Genomic DNA, 15,980 nt, shown 5'->3' on the forward strand with positions numbered 1-15,980 from the left:
TGGACAAAGGATGTCCCCGCCCCCGCGGCAGGTCAACCGCCGCCCGACGCGGCGTCATCGCAGGCGGGGCCCGGTCGGCAGAATTTCGCGACCCGGGGCGCCGTCCTTCGTTCGACAAGCGTCCGCTTGCGGATTACGCTGCGGCAAGCAAGGCAATCGGCGCGCCCACGATTAGCGGTGTGCGGCGAACTCGATTGGCGGTTGTAGCGGACTTGCAGCGTGACCTGCTTCGCGTACGCAAATGATCCATTGATCCGAGGGACAGAAAAATGCCGGTCTCCCCGCTCGTAGCCGATCTGGAAAGGGCCCTGGACTTGCTGAGCCAGGTCGACGAAAGCCGATTGGGTTTCCCGCCCAGCCCCGAAGTGTCCAGCGATGTGCAGAAGCTGACGGGGGTCACGCAATACCCTGTCGATTCCCACCGGGCCAATGTCAGGGCCCGGCTCCAGGCCGTCGTCAAGGCGGGGGACCAGTTGCCGGCGCGAAATCCGAGCGCCTATGTTTCCAAGCTGATCGTCGAATGTGTCAGGCTGTCCCCGTCGAGCGACGACTGGATGCACAGCCCCAGCGCCTGAATGGGGCCGCCGGCGCCTGAATGGGGCGCCGGCGCCTTGCGATCTTTTGCCCGCGCCGGACCGGACGACCGGGTGAATGCGCGAACAGCGAAACGGTTCCCCGGTTCAGTTCCGCCCCTGACCCTTGCGCTTGCGCATCTCTTCCTGGTCCATGTCGCCCTTGCCCTTGCCCTTGCCAGCGCCCTGGCCCTGACCCTGACCCATGCCTTTACCCTGGCCCATGCCTTTGCCCTGACCCTGGCCCATGCCTTTGCCCATGCCGCGTTCCGCGGGCGGAGTCTCCGGCAGTTGCACGCCCCGCTCGGCGGCGCGCTGGCGCATGCGCTCGTGATGCTCGGCGCGGATCTGCTCGCGCTCCGCGTCGGTCGTCGCGGCGCGCATGCGGTCCCGGTGCTCGATGCGCTCCTGTTCCGTCATGAGCTGGCTGCCGAAGACCGGCGCTTCGTCGCTCGTGCCCGACTGGGCCATGGCGGTGGCAGCGCCCAATGACAGAGCGGCCGTCAGAAACGCCGTGCGAATGATGTGAAGGGTAGTGGTTTTCATCCCGCTGTCTCCAATACTGGTGGGATGGATCCGCCATGCCGGGACTGACAATGGCGGCGTGTCAGTGGTCGTCTTCCTCGCCGTGGCCGGTCAGGATGCCGGCGCGTACCGTCTCCGCCTTGGCGGCGAGCGCCTGGGTGTCGGCCTCGCTCAGCGCCGGCACGCCGAGAATGGTGTTGATCGCCAGCACGCGGTCCGCGGTAACCGGGATGGTCTTGTCGGACGCGCCGCCGAACAGGATCGCGGCCAGATCGAGCGTGGTCACCGGCGTGACGCCGGGCGGGACCGCGCCCGTCTTCATCAGGTCGCGGTAGAGCCCGATGTTCTCGAGCGGGGAATCGATGCGGTCGACATTGTCGTAGTCGTTGGCCACGAGGGCGGCGAATTCCTCCGCCGACATGCTGTAGAGGGCCGCGCGCTCCGTGGTGAGGTTCGACAGCGCCTCCGTCACGGCGTGATCCAGCACGGTTCCGGGACCGCGGACGACGTTCAGCCGGCCGAGTTCGACCTCGGGGATGCCTTCCTGGGCCCAGACCGGGCGGCCGCCGCTGCGGCTGTCGCCGGATTCGAAATCGCGCTGCGCATTGCCGCCGCGGCCTTCCGCGCCGGACGTGCTGCCCTTGCCGCCGTGGTCCGCGCCGTCCTCCCCGCCGTCATCGTGGGAGTGATCGTCGCCCTCGGCATGGTCGGAGCCGCTGCCGCCGCTGCCCTTCTTGCCCTTGCTGCCGTGGTCGGAGCCGTCGTCATGGTCGGTGTGACCTTCGCTCTCGTCCACGTCCACGCCGCCGTGGGAGTCGCTGTCGTGATCGCTGCTGCCGCCCTTCTCGCCGCGGCCGCCACGATAGCCCTTGCCGCCCTGTCCGCCCTTGCTTCCGCCCTCTTCGGCCTGCGCGGACTGAATGCCGGCGCCGCCGGCCGCCATCAGGTTCACCCCGACCGGCGCCGCCGTCAGCGCGATCGCGGCCACAGACGCCATGAGAATCGACTTGATCATCTCGAACCATCCCTTGCGAACGTTTTCGGGCCCCTTCGGGGCTTCACGGCGCTCCGTCCCGGAAACGGGGGCGGAGGGCGATGAAGCGCGGGCGAGGGAAGGACGGGACCGGCGGGCTCGGTTGAGCGCCGCCGGCCGGTCTCCGCGTCAGTTGGTGGTCGCGGCGGGAACCTCGTACTCGTGGATGTAGTTGATGACTGCGCGGGAGTCGTCGACGGCCAGGGTGTACCCTGCCGCGGCGGTGCCCGAGGCGTCCTCGCCGTCGAAAACGGCGTCGAAGATGTTCACAGTCTGCACGGTCCAGGTGCCGTCGCCCTCGGGATCGATGAGAACCTCGGCAGTGACGTCGCCAAAGATCGTCTCGCGGTCGTAGCTGACGCTTGTCAGGTCGATGTACTCACCCGCCGCCGGATCGTTCACACCCAGCAGATTGTTGACGTACATCACCGCATCGAGCGTCAACGTGGTGAACTTGTCCGCGGTCGCGGCCAGCAGCACCGCCGCAGACTGCAGATCGGCCGCGGTCATCTGACCATCGACCAGGTTGGCGAACTTCGACGTGACGACCGTGTTGGTCAGACCGTCGATCGTGCCGTCCGCCATCAGGTCGATGTAGAGGGCCATGTTCTCGATCGGCGAATCGATGGTCTTCCATTCGCCGTCGATCAGGACGACCAGCCGGCCGGCGGCGTCGGTGGTGACGTCGGTGGCGGCGTTCAGCGCGGTCAGCGCCTCGGCGAGCGCGCGGTCGGTCACCTTGTCGGGCGACCGCGCGACATTGAGCCGGCTCAGCTCGACTTCCTGCACCAGGGACTCGTCGATCGGGTGACCTTCCTCGTCCAGCGGGATCAGGTTGCCGTCGGCGTCGATCGGCTGCGGCACGTAGATGGTGCCATGCTCGTCGGTGACGATTTCCTTCAGGATCGGCTCGCCGTTCTCGTCACGCAGGATGACGTAGAGATCGCCATAGAGATCGCCGAAATCCGTTTCCGGTTTGCCCCCGCCAGGCTTCTCGGCGCCGCGCCCGGCCCAGGCCGGACGGTCCGATTCCGGATCGCCCTCGCCCGCATTCGGGTTACCGCCCTGGCCCTGACCGGCCCAGTCAGGCTTGTCTGAGTCCTCGCCGTCGTCGGCCGTGGTGCCGACATCGACACCGCCCTTGCTGCCGCCCTGGCCCTGGCCACCCTGGCCGCCGGCGCCCTGGCCCTGGCCGCCTTCGCCGCCGCGGCGATCGCCGCTGCCGCCCTGGCCCTTGCCGCCCTGCTGGGCGGAGGCGGTGGAGAAGCCCAGATCGCCATCGGCGATCCGTTCAATTGCGACCGGCGCCGCCATCAGCGCGGCGATGGCCACAGAAGCCATGAGTACTTTTTTCATTTCCGTCTACCCTTCCTATCTTTCGTGAGGGCCGATCACCCGGCCCGCAAGGACGTTCATTTACTTTTCCATGCGGGCATCGTTTCGTTCTACGAGAGCGATTTTTACATTTTTTTCACCGAACACTTGTTGATTCAGATCAACCGGTCCGGGTTATTTTTTCAGAATGTTGGACTCCACGCCGCCCGGACCCGGCCGGTCGCAGAGAAAGCCCTCGCCGCTGGAGCCGCCGCCGGTCGCGCCGGTTCCCGTGGCGCCGGGCGTGTTGTGGTCATCGGTATCGTGATTGCCGCCTGTGCCGCCGGTTCCACCGGTGCCGCCGGTCCCGCCGTCTCCACCCTGGCGCCCCGGGCCGAAGCCGCCCGCGCCGGTGTGGTCCTGATAGGGGCAGTTGGGATTCGGGCCGGTGTGGCTGCGGCCACTGCCGTCACCATGACCACCGCCCTGGCCATGACCGCCTTGGCCATGACCGCCCTGACCCTGACCGCCACCACTGTGGTTCTCGTCATCGTGATCGTCAGCCGCGAAAGCCGGCGACGTGAACTGGATGCCGCCATTGTCGACAACGGCGAAGCCGGCACCGAACAGCATCGGCAGGGCGATGGCGGCGGAAGCCAGCATGCGGAACTTGATGCTCATGTCTTGATACTCCTGAGTGAATGCGTTTGTCGGACCGCGCCGCCTGCAGGTACCCGGATCAGCCTTCCCGGGCGTCCATGTAGCGGCCGACGGAGTCGACGATTTCCTTCGTCTGCGTCTCGGTCGCCGAGACGCAGAGCAGCGAATTGACCCGTGCGACCAGCTGATCCGTCACCTGCCGCGTGCTGAGCAATGCCAGGTAAATGCCCGCCATGTTCGTGTCCGGTTGGGTGCTCTCGAGTTCCTCCTGGTAGTTGCTGAGGAGGTAGAGGCCGGTACGGGCATCGCCGGGATCGAAGCCCGGCGCCACGAAGCTCTGGGCAGCGTTCAGCCGACGCAGATTGGCGCCGTCGAAACGCTCCTCCGCGGTCATGCGGCCGCGCAGGAAGTCGGCGCAGCGGTCGGCGGCGAACTCGGTCTTCTCGCCGCCGCGCGGGTTGCCGATGATGATGTCGCGCAGCGCCTCCTCGCTCGGCGGCTCGGTCGGCGTGTCGCCGCCACCATCTCCGGCGCCGCCGCCGAAACGCTGCTGGTTGACGCCGCCCGGACCCGTGCTCGCGCCAGACTGCGTGGCCGTGCCCTGGCCTGCGGTCGAGCCGACATTCCCGGTGCCCTGCTGGCCCGAATTGCCCGACGGCGCCGTGCCGCCGGCGGTCGGCCCCTGGCCCTCGCCCTGCTTGCGTTGCGCAAGTGATGTATCGACGAGCAGCGCGCTGACCGAAACGCCGATCGCGAGCGCCATCAGAGCCTGGCGGAAATTGAATGTTCTGGCGGTGTCGCCTCGTTGCCTGCCCATCGTAGGATCCTCGCAAGTCGCGTCTGTGGTTGACGCGCGGAACCTACGAGCGGGCGTGCCCGTTCACCTTGATGCAGATCAATTGAATCCGAATTCTACAAAAATCACGCGTGCAATGGGACGCGGAGCGCCCGCTGGGGCCAGACATCGAGCCGGCCTATCGGCTCAGTACTGGGCGCCGAAGCGCAGGAAGACCTGATTGCGCGTGAAGTCGGCGCCGACCACGTCGCTTTCGCGGAACTGGTGGCGCAGGTCGCCGGCAACGAAGAAGTTGCGGTTGATGCGGTAACGCAGGCCCGCGCCAAACTCGTAGTCATGATCGGTCCGGTTGGCGCCCTCGAAGGCGCTGACGCCATAGGTGGCCAGTCCGCTCAGCAGCAGATCCTGGGTGATGTCGTACTCGGCCGTCAGGCCTCCGCCCGTGAAGTTGTAGTGGGACGCACCGTTGACGGTGGTGTCGCTGATGGAGCGGCTGACCCAGCTCCTCAGCGTCAGCTCCGGCGTGGTGTTCCAGGTCAGGCTGGCGTCGAGGGCCGGCGTGGTTTCGCTGTCGAAGGCCTGGTCCTCGAAATTCCGGTACATCACGCCGGCGGCGACATCGAGGAACAGCTCGCCCGAAATCTCGTAGGTCGCGCCGGCCTTGAAGGTGTAGCCGGCGGAATCGCGGTCGAAGCCGTTGTCGTCGACGTCCGCATTGTAGCGCCGGTAATCGGCGATGGCCTCGGCATAGGGCTCGAGCTGCGGGCTGAGACGATAGGCGACCAGCGCGCCCGCCGAAACGAGATTGCGGTCGCGGTCGTCGTTGTTGATGACGCCGCCGCCGCCGAGCGGCGTGTCGTCGAAGTCCAGATGCTCGACCGTGCCGCCAAGCCTGAGCCGCGTCTTGCCGAAGCCCTGGGCAAGGCCCGCGAAGGCCCGCGACTGGCTGTAGCGCGTCGGCTCGGCGCCGTTCTGGTCGTCAGGCGATTCCCGGTCCTCGTGGAATGCGCCGTGCAGGGCGCCGCCGAACAGCTTGGTCCGGTCGGTCACGTCCAGCCTGCCCTCGCCCGAGGCCCAGTAGTCCACCGAGTTCTCGTCGTCGTTCTCGCGATAGCGCACGACGTCGACATGCCCCTGCAGGAACGCAGCGTGACGTTCCCAGTCCGACTGGACGAAGACATGCGGCCCGATGACGAGGGCCACGTCGTCGACCTCATTGTTAGCGTTGCCGAAGATGTTGTCGTCGTAATAGGTCGAGACCTGCACTTCCGGATAGACGATCATGTTGCCGACCCGGACGCCGAGCGGCGCGACCTGGCGCTCGGGCTGCGGCGCCGTCGTCTTGCGGTCGCCTTCGGGACGTTCGGTGTACTGCCCGGTCCCGGCGACCGACGGGTCGGTGATGGCGACCTTTGTCACTGCGTCGCCAGCCGCGCTGATCACTGCCTGCTCGGCTTCGGCAGGCGCGGCCGCGCCGATCACCGCCACGATTTCGCGATAGACGGGCAGGTTGGCGCCCCGGTACTGCCGAACCTGAACAGCCGCTGCACGCGCCAGCGCCGCCGCCGAATCAGGCGTCGCAGCCAGGGCAGGATCGGCCGCCAGCACCGCGCGCAGTTCGCACAGCAGCACGCCGGGACCGCCTTCCGCGGCCTCCGCGAGGCGCGATTCCACCGCAGGTGCGATCTGGCCGGCGTCCTGCGCCGCCGCCATCAAGGGCGCGTACGCCGCCGCGCCGAGACCAAGCATGACCGCTATTGCGAAAGGTTTCATCGGTACTGGTATTCCCCTCGATGCGTTGTAGAATTTGATAGGCAAGCCGCATGGCAAGGTCAATCTCGCATGAGCTATGCGGACAAGGCGTCTCGCCGCAACCGCCGCACTGTCGCATTATTGCCGCAGCAAGGCTCAAGCCTGACCTATATGACGGAATTTCCACACCCTATGGAGGAGACCTGAGCGGCAGATGACGCGGATGAGCACCCATGCGGAACTCGTGACCTGTCGGGCCTGCCCGGTCCGCCGGCTTGCGCTGTTCAGCCCGTTTTCCGACGATGAACTGGACGCGGTGTCCCGCCTCCGCCGCGGCATGCGCCATGTCGGCGAAGGCGAGGAGATCGCCAAACCCGATCGCCGCGGGGACGAACTCTACACGCTGTTCTCCGGCTGGGCCCTTCGCTACCGCGACTTTGGCGACGGGGAGCGGCACATCGCCAGCATCTATCTGCCTGGCGATTTCATCGACGTGACAGTGGCGATTCAAACCGACAACCATTACGGCGTCACCGCCGTCACACCTGCAACGCTGTGCGTCTTTCCGCGCGGGGAAATGATGCGCCGCATGGAGGATTTCCCGCGACTCGCCATGGCGCTCGCCTGGCTCTCGGCGCGAGAGGCCTCCGCGAGCCGGGAAGCGATGCTGGCGGCCGGACACCTGTCAGCCTATCAGCGCGTCGGTCACATGCTGCTGGATATCCACACCCGGATGCGCTGGCGCGACGGCGTCAGGGACGGCAGTTGCCGCTTTCCCCTGCGCCAGCAGGACATCGCCGACCATCTCGGCCTCAGCACCGAGCACGTGAACCGCGTATTGAGGGAACTGCGCGACAAGGAACTGGCGCAGATCAGCGAACGTCGGCTGACGATCCCGGACACCCACGCCCTGGCCCGCCTGGTGGACTGGGACGACGCCTACCTGGCGCCCCGGCCGATCTTCTGAGGCGCCACCGCGCCCCGACTCCGGGCAGCGCCAGCGCTACATCGAGGACTCGAAGCGGAGCAGGTCAGCGGCTGTTTCAGACCGCCGAAAGGATATTCCTCAGCTTCGCGGCGCGCACCGGCTTGGGAATGATCTCGCGCATGTCGAGATTGGCAATCTGGCCGATCTGGAAGGCCATCTGGCAGATTCGGGCGTCATAGCCGCTGAATATGAAGATGCCGGACCGGCACTGTCGCTGCGCCAGCGCCTGCAGCAGCTCCACCCCGTCGGTTTCCGGCATGGTCAGATCGAGCATGATGACGTCGGGCCGGTGCTGATCGAAGCAGCGCAGAAACCCGGCCGCCTCGGTTTGCGTGTGAACCTCGTAGCCGAGATCCTCCGCGACCTTCCGGACGAAATGCCCGATCCCGGGATCGTCGTCGATCAGAAGAAGTTTCTTCGTCATCAAATGCTCCTGCTTCCCAACGCGGAAAACGATACGAACGCCAGACACATGCGGGGCCTACGGCGGAACTCCGGGGATGGCTCAGCCATTCCCGCACCTTCCTTCGACGGCCTCGCGGAGGGCGCGCGCCAGCTGCTCCTTGCGATAGGGCTTGGCAAGGATGCGGGAGCGGATGGGGCCATCGCCATTGACCTCCACCACGTGCCCCGGATAGCCGGACGTCAGCAGCACGCGGACCGCGGGAAAGCGGTGGTGGATCAGGTTGGCGAGAGCGAATCCGTCCATCCGCCCGGGCATGATCACGTCGGAGAAGACCAGATCGAATCCCGACGGGTCGGCTTCCAGCATGTCCAGAGCCGCGTCGGCATTCGGACTCTCGCTGACGCGGTAGCCGAGGGAAGAGATCGACGCCGTGACCGCGCGGCGGAGATTGGCGTTGTCCTCCACGACCAGGATGCGCTCCCCGCTGCTGGCAGGCCCGTCGGCGGGCGCCCCTCCGGCCTGTTCAGGGAAGGCGACCTGCTGCGACAGCGCCGGCAACAGGATGCGCACATCGGCGCCGCCCCCGGGCCGGTCCAGCAGGTCCACCTGGCCGCCCGACTGGCGTACGAAGCCATAGACCATGCTGAGCCCCAGACCCGTGCCCTGCCCCGGAGGCTTGGTGGTGAAGAAGGGTTCGAAGACCTTTTCCCGGATATCCTCGGGGATGCCAGGGCCGGTGTCGGTGACCCCGATCTCTACATACTCGCCTGGCCTGGGACCCCTGGCCGGAGCGCCAGTGGGGACTTGCAGACGCCGGGTCGTGATGGCCAGCGTGCCGCTGCCACCCATGGCGTCACGCGCGTTGGTCGCCAGATTGACAATGGAACTGTCCAGTTGCGCCGGGTCGATGCGCACCTGCGGCAGGCCGCTTTCCAGATGCACCGAAACCGTGATCGCCTCACCCAGCATCCGCCGGATCAGCTTCACCACGGCCTCTACCCGGGCATTGATGTCGGTCGGGACCGGCTGCAGCGGCTGGCGGCGTGAAAAGGCGAGCAGGCTCCGGCTGAGTTCCGCGCCACGCTCGGCCGCATCCAGCGCCGTGCTCACCAGAGTCTCCGATTCCGGACCAAGCTCGCCGGATTCCGCGATCAGGTCGAGATTGCCGATGATGACGGCAAGGTAGTTGTTGTAGTCGTGAGCGATCCCGCCACTCAGATTGCCTATCGCCTCGATCTTGGTGGACTGGGCCAGTTCGCTCTCCATCCGCCGCCGCTCGGTGACGTCGCGCACGGCAGCCGCAGTCAACGCTTCATCGTCGGTGCCGATCGGGGCCAGGTTGATCTCGACAGGAAAGATGGAGCCGTCCTTCCGGACCGCCGCCAGACCCGGACGTTCCGCGGCCATGCGCCGGTTGCCCGGTTCCAGGGAGAAGTTCCGGCGATACCCGTCGTGGATTTCGCGGTATTCCGGCGGCACCAGCATCTCGACGGGTTGCCCGATCATCTCGCTGCGCCGCCAGCCGAACAATACTTCGGCGTGGCGGTTCGCATAGGCGACGTGGCCGTTGCCCTCCACCATGACCAGCGCGTCGGGCGCGAACTCGAACAGATCCCTGTACTTTCGGGCGTTGCTTTCCTGGGTCATCTGGGCGCCCACGGCCACGGCGAACAGCTTCAGCGCCGAGACCGTGAATGCGGTGTCGGTCAGCGGCGTTCGGAACATGACGAAGATGTTGCCGAAGGTTTCTCCCCTTTCGTTCACCAGAGCCGCGGCTGCATAGGAACGCATGCCGAGTTCCCGAGCTACCGCGAAGTCCGGATAGCGCTCCGCGAGCCCGTCCTCGATCAGCAGGACGTCCCCGGCCTCTCCCGAAAGCAGTTCGGCGCAGGGCGTACCGCGGGTGGCGAAAACCGCGTCCGGCTCGGCCATTCCGTCGCGCACCATGGCTACGGTACGGATTTTCGTCCGATCTCGGCCGGTGACCCTGGCGACAGTGGCGGCGTCCGCACCCAGCAGCTCGGCAAGGCGCTGCGCGGCGGCGCGCGGATACTCGGCGCCAGTCAGCCGGGCCAGATCGACCGACAGGGTTTCCATCACCTCTTCGGTCCGTTTGCGCGCGGAGATGTCGGTGACCGCGCCAATGAACCCCGCCGGCCCCGGTCCCCCGTTGCGGATCGGGACAGCCTGCCCGATGACCCAGGTGGTCCCGCCGTCAAGCCGGCAGTAGCGATATTCCTCCTGGAAACCCCCGCCTGTCTCGATGGCGCTCTGCCAGGCAGCATCGATTCGGGTACGGTCGTCCGGATGAACGCCGGCCAGCCAGCCACGCCCGTTCGACTCCTCTTCAGTCAGACCCGTAAGCGCCTGCCAGAGCGCATTGGTAACCTGGCAGTTGCCTTCCACGTCCGTACGGAAGACGCCGACAGGCGCCACCTCTACCAGCGAGGCGAACAGGCGGTCCTTCTCGGCGGCCTCCTCTCGAGCGCGTCGCACTTCCGTGACGTCGTCATGGGTGATGACGACGCGCAACGGGCCGTCCGAGGTGAACCGGCTGACCCGGCAGAGAAACCAGAATGTGCCTTCCGGCGCGGCGCAGGGATACTCCATGGAGAAGGTTTCGCGCGCGCCGCGGATAACCTCCCTGATGCCCTGGGCGGCGGTCCGCGCATAGACCGCATCGTCGCCATCGGCGCTGGCGGCTTGATCGCATATCTCCAGGTAGTTCCGATCGTGTGTCGGCGCCGTCAGCCCGCGGCTGCTTCCGAAATCACGCCGGGCAGCGTTGGAACTGACGATGCGGCCGTTCTCGTCCAGCACCGCGACATTTGCGCCGATGGAATCGAGAATGCCGCGGCTGAACCGCTCGCTTTCGACAAGCTGCGCCGTGCGCCGCTCCACGCGCCGCTCCAGTTCCGCATTCATGTCGCGCATCATCCGCTCGGCTTCCCGGCGCTCGGTGATGTCGATCGTGTGGACCAGGACAAGATTCGGCGGCGCATATGAGAAGGTGAACTCGATGCGGCGCAGCCCGGCTCTCCGGCGCGGGCGGTAGTCGCACTCGCGACGCTTCGCCTCGCCCGTGCGCAGACAGGCCAGCACTTCCTGGGTCAGGTCCGGCCGGTCGGCGAAGACCCGCTCCGGCGACAGACCGACCAGCGAGGAGACGCCGCCCTCCGTCGCCTCCAGCGCCGCTTCGTTGTAATCGATCAGGGCGCCTTCGCCGCCGTCGAACCGGAAGACGTAGACCGGATGCGGCGTGTGGCGGAACTGCGCCTGAAAGCGCGCCTCGCTCTCGCGCAGCAGCTCGTCCGCGCGCCGTTCCTCGGTGATGTCCTCCCAGTAACCCTCGATGAACAGGAATTCCCCGTCCTCATCACGCACCGACCAGATGTTCTGACGTGCCCACCGGCGCTCACGTCCGCGATGGCGGTAGACCTCGCATTCGAAGCCCTCGACCTGCCCCGTCGACATGACCTGCTCCACGACGCGCAGGCGGTCATCGGCGTTGACATAGATTTCGGCGCCGATATCGCCCACGGCATCAAGCAATTCCTGCTCACTGTCATAGCCGTGGAACCGCCACGCGGCGGGATTTGCCGAAAGGAACCTGCCATCGGGCAGGGTGCGGATGAACGGCGTGAAGGAGCGGTCCAGCAGCCGGTCGCGCGACTGGTGCAGCTCCCGTTGCAGGCGAGCCTTGCGCAGCGCTGTCGCAATGGTTGCGTGAACCTCGCGTTCCTCGAAGGGCTTGACCAGGTAGCCGAAGGGCTCGGTCTCCATCGCCCGGCGCACCAGGGCGTCGTCGGAATAGGCGCTGAGAAAGACGACAGGCGTACCCGAGGTGCGCCGCAACTCCAGCGCCACATCGACGCCCGACATCTCGCCGGCCAGCGAGATGTCCATCAGCACCACGTCCGGTTCCGCCGCCGGGATCATCGCCAGCGCTTCCTCGCCCTTTCGGGCGGCGCCGACCACGTCGTAGCCCAGCCGCTGCAGGCGATCCTGGATCTCCATGGAGATCAGCGCCTCGTCCTCGACGACGAAGATGCGGCCGCTGGTCCTGCTCAACGCCGGCACTCCTTCAGCGGAAAGGTGACAGTGACGTGGACGCCGGTGCCCGCGCTCGTCGTCAGCACCCCGTCGATCTGCTCGACGAGAGCATGGACAACACGCCAGCCGAAGGACTCGCTCTGCGCCGGGTCGAGGCCCTCGGCCAGGCCGACGCCGTCGTCGGAGACGACCATCTCGCCGGTTCCGTCCCCACTGTCGAAGGTGACGGATATGCTGCCCGCCCGACCGCCTGGGAAGGCGTACTTGAACGCATTGGAGACGAGTTCCGTCACCACCATGCCGAGCGGCAGGGCGATCTCGATCGGCAGCAGAACGGCATCGCCGCCGACATGCAATGAGATGTCGGGGTTGCGGCTGCGGTACACACGCGCCAGCTCGGCGGTGAGCGAGGTCGCGTACTCTGCGAAATCGACCTCCGCCAGGTCGGATGAGCGATAGAGGCGCTCATGGACCAGAACCATCGCGTTCAACCGATTGCGGATGTCCTGCAGACCGGCGACGCTTTTCGCATCGGTCAGTCCCTGACCCTGAAAATAGAGCAGGCTGGAGATGATCTGGAGGTTGTTCTTGACCCGGTGATGGATCTCCCGAAGCAGGACTTCCTTCTCGTGAAGGGAGGATTCGAGTTCAGCCTGGGCCTTGCGCAGCTCGGTGACGTCCTGCACCGTGCCACGCGTCAGTTGCGGTGCCCCGTCCTTGCCGTAGACGGTTTCACCGCGCTCCTCGACCCACTTGACGCGACCGTCGGACAACAGAATGCGGTGCACGAGCTGGTAGGGCTTACCCTGCTCGACTGCGTCCCAGTAGGCTTGGTGGACCATGTCCCGGTCTTCGGGGTGGAGATAGGAGAGGAAGCTCTCGTAACTGACCTCCGTCTCGGCCGGGTCGGCTTCGAATATCCGGAAAATCTCGTCCGACCAGGCGAGCCTATTGGTGCGGATGTCCAGAACCCACGAACCCAGCCGGGCGATGCGCTGCGCTTCGTTGAGCCTGTCGACCAGTTCCCGCACCGCTTCCTCGGCCTGATGCTGTTCGGTTATATCCTGCACCGTGCCGCGGGATTTCAGGGGTTCGCCGTTCTCGCCATAAAGGGTTTCGGCCCGCTGCTGCACCCATTTTACGCGCCCGTCCGGCATCACCAGGCGGTGCACGGCCGCGTAGGGCTGCCGTTCCCGCACAGAGGTCTCGTAGAGGTCGCGTACACGCTGCCGGTCGTCCGGATGGATCGTCTTCAGGAATTCTTCGTAGGTCGGCGGGGTCGTCCCGGCCTCGACCTCGCGGATGCGGTAATTCTCTTCCGACCAATTCAGCTGACCGCTGGGGATATCCAGTTCCCAGGACCCCAGCCGGCCGATCCGTTGGGCCTCGCGCAGCCTGTCGGCCAGTTCCTCCACCGCGATTGCCGCCTCCTTCGATTCCGTGATGTCCTGCATGGTGCCGCGCGTCAGGAGCGGGGCGCCGCTGTCGTCGAACAGGGTTTCGCCCTGGGCGCTGATCCAGCGGACGCCACCGCCGGGTAGCACGATCCGGTGCCTGATCTCGAACGGCGCCGCCGTCTCGATCGCCCGGGTGAAACTGCCGAAGACCTGCTTCTTGTCCTCGGGATGGACCGCGCGTGCGAACGCTTCAACCTCGTTGATCTTCGCATCCCGCGGGAAGCCGAAAAGGTGCTTGAGCTCATCGGACCAGAGCCATCTCGATCGCGCATGATCGTACTCCCAGGAGCCCACACGTGCGATGCGTTGGGCCTGGGTCAGGCGATCCTCGCTGCGCGCATGCGCGCGCTCAGCGAGTTTCTGGGGTGTGATGTCGACCACGGTCGACATGATCGCCCGCTGACCGTCCCAATCGATGTCGGCGGCCTGGCTCAGCAGCCAGACGGGCGAGCCGTCCTTACGCCGGCCGAGAAACTCCTGAACCGGCGGGTTCCTTTGTCCTTTCATTCGCCGCCGGCGCAGCGCCGCCACACGTTCGACTTCCGTATCGTCGAGGATCGCGTCGAGACTCTTCAGTTCGAGGACATCGTCAGCCGACCTGTAGCCGAGCATCGCGGCAGCCTGCGGGCTGGCATAGAGCGGACGGTGGTCGAGACCGTAAACGAGGATTCCCATCGTGCCGCTCTCCACGAGGCCGCGGAAGCGCTTCTCGCTGACCGCGACCGCGCGTTCGCTTTCGACGCGATCCGTGATGTCGTTCGCCGCGCCGCGATAGCCGTTGAAGTTGCCTGCGGCGTCGAAGATCGGACGGCCATTGCACAGCAGGTGGCGGATCACGCCGGCTGGATCGCAGATGGTCAGCGGCATGTCGCGATAGGCTTCGTGCGCCTTGATCCTGTCGTGAATGGCGTCCCATTCCGCCTTCTGGGTCTCCGACATACCGGACGGTTGCAGCCTGTTGTAGGGCATCCCCAGCGCATCGCCTGCATTGATGCTCGAAATCTCGGTGCGCCCTGTGGCGACGAAGCTGACCCGGAGATCCGAATCCAGCTCCCACAGCCAGTCAGAGGATTGTTCGGCGAGATCGCGGAAGCGCCGCTCGTTGTAGCGGAGTGCGTTCTGGATCAGGTGCTGCTCCGAGACGTCGCGCATGATGCCTTCCAGGGCGACGATTTCGCCGTCCTTTCCCGGAACCGCCGTGCTTGACTGCTCGATCCAGCGCACGCCGCCGACAGGGTCGACAATGCGGTAACTGAGCCGCGGCGCGACTTTCCCGGCGCGGATGTTGGCCCATTCGCGTTCGAAATAGTCCACCGAGTCCGGATGGATGATCCGCGGAATCAACTCCGGATCTTCGATGAAGTCATCGGGATCGTAGCCAAGGGTTTGCGCCGCAGAGGGGCTTACATAGGTAAACTGCCCGGAGGGGACCGACATTCGGAAGAAGGTGTCCTGGGCATTTTCGACGAGGCTGCGGAAGCGCATCTCGCTTTCTTCCAGTTCCCGGCGGGTGCGGATACGCTCGGACACGTCGACACCGGAGCCTACGAGGCCGACGATGCGGTCGTGCTCGTCGCGATAGGGCGCAAAGACGATCTCAAGGGTCGCGAACTCGTTCTCGCGCAGCCGCGTCAGGAATTCGTCGCGTACCGTCATGCCGGTTGCCGCCTGCGCCAGAGCGTTCCGCAACTGCTCCATCGCCCCCGGCGACCAGGACCACCACCAGGTCTCCCAGAACGGCTTCCCGATCACGTCCTCACGTTCGAGGCCTGAGACTTCGAGCGGCAGCCGGTTCGCCTCGACCACGGTGCCCTTCAGATCGAACAGCCCGATATAGGAAGCCAGGCTGTCCAGCAGGCCCTTGAAACGCTTCAACTCGGCCGCGCTCATCGCCCGGTCCGCCTCACGCGCCGTGACATCGACGCCGATCGCCATCAGGACCCGCTCACCGTCCTTTCCCTCGGGCAGAGTGGTGTCGGACCACTCGATCATCCGTTCGCGGCCATCCGCGGTCAGTATGGCGTTGACGTTGCCGCGGGTGGGTTCCTTGCCGTTCCAACCCTGACGGAAGAGCGCACGGACTCTGTCGCGCTCTCGGGCCGGAACGAATGTGTCGAACCAGTCGCGGCCGCGGACCTCGTCAAGGCCCAACCCCGACAAGCGCTCCAGAAAGGGGTTGATGTAGTCGATACGACCGTCCGCCTTCAGCACCACGACAATCGCGGGCAGTTCGGTCAGCAACGACGTCGAGAAGCCGCCTCTCCCCTGCTTCGCCCAACTCATGCGTTTCCGCACCTGGCGCCGACGGCCGAGGGCCGGCGTCTTTCGGCCGGTGGGGAAGGAGGATATGGCTGGTGAACGGGGCACATTGGACAAATGCAATCAACGACACACTCTATACTACGCAGCGGCTGTGTGCATTCG

The 15,980-nt window shown here is 66.1% G+C and carries 11 protein-coding genes; 2 read left to right on the forward strand and 9 right to left on the reverse strand.

The features are described 5' to 3' along the window. The first annotated feature begins 269 nt into the window (after nt 1–269). A complete protein-coding gene (locus CWC60_RS09495) occupies nt 270–575 on the forward strand; it encodes a hypothetical protein (protein WP_109793746.1) in 306 nt (101 codons plus the stop codon). Between the two features lie 105 nt (nt 576–680). On the opposite strand, the gene CWC60_RS09500 is transcribed toward CWC60_RS09495, so the two are convergent. The 6 genes from CWC60_RS09500 to CWC60_RS09535 all read right to left on the reverse strand — a co-directional run bounded on the left by CWC60_RS09500 (nt 681) and on the right by CWC60_RS09535 (nt 6,673). Then, the gene (locus CWC60_RS09500; RefSeq protein WP_206419854.1) at nt 681–1,118 is read right to left on the reverse strand and encodes a hypothetical protein; all 438 of its coding nucleotides are present in this window, start codon (nt 1,116–1,118) and stop codon (nt 681–683) included. A gap of 61 nt (nt 1,119–1,179) precedes the next feature. After that, nucleotides 1,180–2,112 (reverse strand): hypothetical protein, encoded by a 933-nt coding sequence (locus CWC60_RS09505; RefSeq protein WP_109793747.1) that lies wholly within the window; start codon nt 2,110–2,112, stop codon nt 1,180–1,182. 147 nt (nt 2,113–2,259) lie between these two features. Next, on the reverse strand, nt 2,260–3,486 hold the full coding sequence (locus CWC60_RS23570) for a hypothetical protein (protein ID WP_164516462.1): 1,227 nt from the start codon (nt 3,484–3,486) through the stop codon (nt 2,260–2,262). Nucleotides 3,487–3,639: 153 nt separating this feature from the next. Further along, nucleotides 3,640–4,125 (reverse strand): hypothetical protein, encoded by a 486-nt coding sequence (locus CWC60_RS23230; protein WP_125182755.1) that lies wholly within the window; start codon nt 4,123–4,125, stop codon nt 3,640–3,642. Between the two features lie 58 nt (nt 4,126–4,183). Beyond that, nucleotides 4,184–4,921 (reverse strand): hypothetical protein, encoded by a 738-nt coding sequence (locus CWC60_RS09530; protein ID WP_109796366.1) that lies wholly within the window; start codon nt 4,919–4,921, stop codon nt 4,184–4,186. A gap of 165 nt (nt 4,922–5,086) precedes the next feature. Next, the gene (locus CWC60_RS09535; protein ID WP_125182756.1) at nt 5,087–6,673 is read right to left on the reverse strand and encodes an outer membrane beta-barrel protein; all 1,587 of its coding nucleotides are present in this window, start codon (nt 6,671–6,673) and stop codon (nt 5,087–5,089) included. Nucleotides 6,674–6,866: 193 nt separating this feature from the next. Between CWC60_RS09535 and CWC60_RS09540 the strand changes: the two genes are divergently transcribed. Next, nucleotides 6,867–7,619 carry a Crp/Fnr family transcriptional regulator gene (locus tag CWC60_RS09540; RefSeq protein WP_109793753.1) on the forward strand — a complete coding sequence of 251 codons (753 nt, stop codon included), beginning with the start codon at nt 6,867–6,869 and terminating at the stop codon, nt 7,617–7,619. A gap of 76 nt (nt 7,620–7,695) precedes the next feature. Here CWC60_RS09540 and CWC60_RS09545 read toward each other — a convergent pair whose 3' ends face one another. The 3 genes from CWC60_RS09545 to CWC60_RS09555 all read right to left on the reverse strand — a co-directional run bounded on the left by CWC60_RS09545 (nt 7,696) and on the right by CWC60_RS09555 (nt 15,839). Beyond that, nucleotides 7,696–8,064: a response regulator gene (locus CWC60_RS09545; RefSeq protein ID WP_109793754.1), complete on the reverse strand. Its 369-nt coding sequence runs from the start codon at nt 8,062–8,064 to the stop codon at nt 7,696–7,698. A gap of 81 nt (nt 8,065–8,145) precedes the next feature. Beyond that, on the reverse strand, nt 8,146–12,117 hold the full coding sequence (locus CWC60_RS09550; RefSeq protein ID WP_109793755.1) for a PAS domain S-box protein: 3,972 nt from the start codon (nt 12,115–12,117) through the stop codon (nt 8,146–8,148). Further along, nucleotides 12,114–15,839: a PAS domain S-box protein gene (locus CWC60_RS09555; protein WP_109793756.1), complete on the reverse strand. Its 3,726-nt coding sequence runs from the start codon at nt 15,837–15,839 to the stop codon at nt 12,114–12,116. Before CWC60_RS09555 ends, CWC60_RS09550 begins: the two co-directional genes overlap by 4 nt. Between the last annotated feature and the right edge of the window lie 141 nt (nt 15,840–15,980).

Source organism: Minwuia thermotolerans, from assembly GCF_002924445.1.
Taxonomy (GTDB): domain Bacteria; phylum Pseudomonadota; class Alphaproteobacteria; order Minwuiales; family Minwuiaceae; genus Minwuia; species Minwuia thermotolerans.

What these genes read in the sequence shown, in the direction of transcription:
- CWC60_RS09535 (WP_125182756.1), bottom strand. Translation starts at nt 6,673, where the DNA reads ATGAAACCTTTCGCAATAGCGGTCATGCTTGGTCTCGGCGCGGCGGCG.
- CWC60_RS09495 (WP_109793746.1), top strand. Translation starts at nt 270, where the DNA reads ATGCCGGTCTCCCCGCTCGTAGCCGATCTGGAAAGGGCCCTGGACTTG.
- CWC60_RS09500 (WP_206419854.1), bottom strand. Translation starts at nt 1,118, where the DNA reads ATGAAAACCACTACCCTTCACATCATTCGCACGGCGTTTCTGACGGCC.
- CWC60_RS09555 (WP_109793756.1), bottom strand. Translation starts at nt 15,839, where the DNA reads ATGAGTTGGGCGAAGCAGGGGAGAGGCGGCTTCTCGACGTCGTTGCTG.
- CWC60_RS09505 (WP_109793747.1), bottom strand. Translation starts at nt 2,112, where the DNA reads ATGATCAAGTCGATTCTCATGGCGTCTGTGGCCGCGATCGCGCTGACG.
- CWC60_RS09545 (WP_109793754.1), bottom strand. Translation starts at nt 8,064, where the DNA reads ATGACGAAGAAACTTCTTCTGATCGACGACGATCCCGGGATCGGGCAT.
- CWC60_RS09540 (WP_109793753.1), top strand. Translation starts at nt 6,867, where the DNA reads ATGACGCGGATGAGCACCCATGCGGAACTCGTGACCTGTCGGGCCTGC.
- CWC60_RS09530 (WP_109796366.1), bottom strand. Translation starts at nt 4,921, where the DNA reads ATGGGCAGGCAACGAGGCGACACCGCCAGAACATTCAATTTCCGCCAG.
- CWC60_RS23570 (WP_164516462.1), bottom strand. Translation starts at nt 3,486, where the DNA reads ATGAAAAAAGTACTCATGGCTTCTGTGGCCATCGCCGCGCTGATGGCG.
- CWC60_RS23230 (WP_125182755.1), bottom strand. Translation starts at nt 4,125, where the DNA reads ATGAGCATCAAGTTCCGCATGCTGGCTTCCGCCGCCATCGCCCTGCCG.